The 3,663-nt window shown below is 65.5% G+C and carries 3 protein-coding genes and 1 pseudogene; all 4 read left to right on the top strand.

Annotated elements, in window-relative coordinates; all coding sequences use genetic code 11:
- A partial coding sequence (locus ACK5F2_RS00300) for a heavy metal translocating P-type ATPase (protein WP_409861959.1) occupies positions 1–1,248 on the top strand: 1,248 nt, incomplete at its 5' end.
- 15 nt (positions 1,249–1,263) lie between these two features.
- A pseudogene (ccoS, locus tag ACK5F2_RS00295) lies at positions 1,264–1,398 on the top strand (cbb3-type cytochrome oxidase assembly protein CcoS); the annotation flags it as partial.
- An 83-nt stretch (positions 1,399–1,481) separates the two neighbouring features.
- Entirely contained in the window at positions 1,482–2,924 is a 1,443-nt protein-coding gene (gene ccoN, locus ACK5F2_RS00290; RefSeq protein WP_409861957.1) for a cytochrome-c oxidase, cbb3-type subunit I, read from the top strand.
- A 17-nt stretch (positions 2,925–2,941) separates the two neighbouring features.
- Positions 2,942–3,559 carry a cytochrome-c oxidase, cbb3-type subunit II gene (ccoO, locus tag ACK5F2_RS00285; RefSeq protein WP_409861956.1) on the top strand — a complete coding sequence of 206 codons (618 nt, stop codon included), beginning with the start codon at positions 2,942–2,944 and terminating at the stop codon, positions 3,557–3,559.
- Positions 3,560–3,663 lie beyond the last annotated feature (104 nt).

The raw sequence follows: 3,663 nt of genomic DNA, 5'->3' as shown, positions 1-3,663 counted from the left end.
AGCCTGAACCTCGGGGCGCCCGTCACGGTCCGGGTGGAGCGCGTGGGTGCCGATACCCGCTACGAAGCCATCGTCCGTCTGATGCGCGAGGCTCTGGATCGCCGACCCGCAGCGGCCTTGCTGGCCGAGCGTGTGGCGGGGCCCTTCCTCTGGGGCGTGCTGCTGCTGGCGGCCGGCTCGGCGCTGGTGTGGTGGCACATTGATCCGGCGCGTGCGGTCTGGGTGGCGGTCGCCGTGCTGATCGTGACTTGCCCCTGCGCGCTCTCGCTGGCCACGCCCTCGGCCTGGCTGGCCGCTGCGGGGCATCTGGCGCGGCGCGGTGTGCTCCTGGCCAGACTGGAACTGCTCGAGAACGTGGCCCGGGTGGATACCGTGGTGCTGGACAAGACCGGCACACTCAGCGAGGAGGGCATGAGCCTGCAGCAGACGGGTGGCGAGTCGGCCTGGCTGGCGCGTGCCGCATCGCTTGCTGCGCATTCTCAGCATGTGTTCGCGCGTGCACTGCTGCTGGCCGTGCCGGCCGATGAGCGCGTCGCCGCTGATCCGGGCTGGCAGGACGTTGAGGAACTGCCGGGGCGGGGACTGGAGGCCAGGGATGATGCGGGGCGCCTGTGGCGTCTGGGCTCCCAGGGCTGGCTGGGCGGTGCGGCGCCCGGGGAGCCGGCCCAGCTGGTTTTCGGCCCGGTCGATGGCCCGCAACGCCTGACCCTGGTGTTTGGCGAGCGTCTGCGCGCCGATGCTGCCGAAGCCGTGGCGCGGCTGCATGCGCTGGGCCTCGCCACGCTGCTGCTCTCGGGCGATGCGCCACAGCGGGTGAATGCCCTGGCTGAGCGGGCCGGGGTGCAGCGCGCCATGGGTGGCGCCAGCCCCGAGGACAAGCTGGCCGAGGTGGCGCGCCTGCAGGCGGCCGGCCACAGGGTACTGATGCTGGGTGACGGCGTGAATGACGCGCCGGTGCTGGCGCGTGCCGATGCCAGCCTGGCCATGGGGCAGGGGGCCTTGCTGGCGCGCAGCCAGGCCGATGGCGTGCTCTTGTCGGGGCGTCTGAATGATCTGGCCCATCTGCGTGAGCTGGCCTTGCGCACCCGGCGCGTGATCCGTCAGAACCTGGCTTGGGCCGCGGCCTACAACGCCGCATGCATTCCCCTGGCCCTGCTCGGCCTCATGCCTCCCTGGGCAGCGGGGCTGGGCATGGCCCTGAGTTCATTGTTCGTGGTGCTGAACGCACTGCGTCTGCAGAAGGCTTGAGAGAAGACCTGGCACATGGAAATCCTGTACCTGTTGGTGCCTTTGTCGGTCGTCTTGATCCTGGCCATCGTGGGCCTGTTCGGCTGGGCGCTGAACAGCGGTCAGCTGGAGGATCTGGAACGCGAAGGCGAACGCATATTCGAAGAGGAATCACCCCCGGTTGATGGCGATCAAGCCGCGCCGGTGGGACGCCCCTGAGAATTTTCCCCGAGCATCACCAAAGGAGCGTCAAGATGACGAGTGGGGCAAGCGGGCGTCTAGGGCCCGTATACGAGGATGGAGTGGTCCGCGCATTTGCGCTGGCCTCCGTTTTGTGGGGGGTTGTGGGCATGTTGGTCGGGGTGGTCATTGCCGCCCAGCTGACATGGCCGGAACTGAATCTGGGCATTTCCTGGTTGAGCTACGGGCGCCTGCGCCCGCTGCACACCAACGCCGTGATCTTCGCGTTTGGCGGCTGCGCCCTGTTCGCGACTTCGTATCACGTGGTGCAGCGCACCGGCCAGACCCGGCTGTTCGCGCCTGCCCTGGCTTGGCTCACCTTCTGGGGTTGGCAGCTGGTCATCCTGGCCGCGGCCATCACCTTGCCCCTGGGCATCACCAGCGGCAAGGAATACGCCGAGCTGGAATGGCCCATTGACATCCTGATCACCCTGGTGTGGGTGAGCTATGCCGTGGTGTTCTTCGGCACCGTGGGCATCCGCAAGGTGCGTCATATCTATGTGGCCAACTGGTTCTTCGGCGCCTTCATCATCGCCGTGGCCCTGCTGCATCTGGTCAACAGCGCCGCTATTCCCGTGAGCCTGTTCAAGAGCTACTCGGCCTATGCCGGCGTGCAGGACGCCATGGTGCAGTGGTGGTACGGCCATAACGCGGTGGGCTTCTTCCTGACCGCGGGCTTCCTGGGCATGATGTACTACTACATCCCCAAGCAGGCCGGCCGTCCGGTGTACAGCTATCGCCTGTCCATCGTGCACTTCTGGGCGCTGATCTTCACGTATATGTGGGCGGGCCCCCACCACCTGCACTACACCGCGCTGCCTGACTGGGCGCAGAGCGTGGGCATGGTGTTCTCGCTGGTGCTGCTGGCGCCGAGCTGGGGCGGCATGATCAACGGCATCATGACCCTGTCGGGTGCCTGGCACAAGCTGCGCGATGACCCGATCCTGAAGTTCCTGATCGTGTCTCTGTCCTTCTATGGCATGTCGACCTTCGAAGGTCCGATGATGTCGATCAAGACCGTGAACGCGCTGTCGCACTACACGGACTGGACCGTCGGCCACGTGCACTCGGGTGCGCTGGGCTGGGTGGGCCTGATCTCGATGGGCGCGCTGTACCACCTGATTCCGCGCATGTTCGGCCGCACCGAGATGTACTCGAAGCGCGCCATTGAGCTGCACTTCTGGGTGGCGACGCTGGGCATCGTGCTCTACATCGCCGCGATGTGGATCGCCGGTGTGATGCAGGGCCTGATGTGGCGCGCTGTGAATCCGGACGGCACGCTGGTCTACACCTTTGTTGAAAGCGTGAAGGCGACCTACCCGTTCTACGTGATCCGTTTGGCCGGCGGTCTGCTGTACCTCGGCGGCATGCTGATCATGGGCTGGAACGTCATCAAGACCGTGCAGGCTGGCAAGGCTGTGCCGGTGCGTATTCCTGCCGTCGTGGCCCACGCTTGAACTGAGGGAGCAATAACATGGCAAACAAGCATGTGGGTGGTCACGAGAAGATCGAGACCAACAACTTCCTGATGATTGTGCTGGTGCTGCTGACCGTTCTGGTCGGTGGCATCGTGGAGATCGTGCCGCTGTTCTTCCAGCGCTCGACCACGCAGGCGGTCGAAGGCCTCAAGCCCTACACGCCGCTGCAGCTGGCCGGCCGGGACGTCTATATCCGTGAGGGCTGCTACAACTGCCACTCGCAGATGATCCGCCCCTTCCGGGCCGAGACCCTGCGTTACGGCCACTACTCGACAGCGGGTGAGTTCGTCTATGACCACCCCTTCCAGTGGGGCTCGAAGCGCACCGGTCCGGACCTGCACCGCGTCGGCGGCAAGTACAGCGATGAATGGCATCGCATCCACCTGATCAATCCGCGTGATCTGGTGCCCGAGTCCAATATGCCGGCCTACCCGGGGCTCGCCACGGCCAAGCTCAACCCGGATGACATGGCCCCCAAGCTGAAGGCACTGCGTGTCGTGGGCGTGCCCTATAGCGATGCCGACGTGGCCGGTGCCGCCGAGGCGGTGAAGGGTCGCACCGAAATGGATGCGGTGATCGCTTATCTGCAGGTGCTCGGCACCGCCGTGAAGTAAGGAGTTCTCATGGACGTCAATGAACTGAGATCCCTCGTCACGGTGCTGCTGCTTGTGATGTTCCTGGCCATCGTCGCCTGGACCTACAGCAAGAAGCGCGCAGC

Origin of the sequence: Roseateles sp. (assembly GCF_046300915.1) — a bacterium.
GTDB lineage: Bacteria > Pseudomonadota > Gammaproteobacteria > Burkholderiales > Burkholderiaceae_C > Kinneretia.
The sequence above is the reverse complement of the archived record's forward strand: the minus strand, read 5'-3'. Positions and strand labels throughout refer to the sequence as shown.

Bases quoted from the DNA above. Each gene is read 5' to 3' on its own strand.
- ccoN (WP_409861957.1), top strand. From the start codon at position 1,482: ATGACGAGTGGGGCAAGCGGGCGTCTAGGGCCCGTATACGAGGATGGA.
- ccoO (WP_409861956.1), top strand. From the start codon at position 2,942: ATGGCAAACAAGCATGTGGGTGGTCACGAGAAGATCGAGACCAACAAC.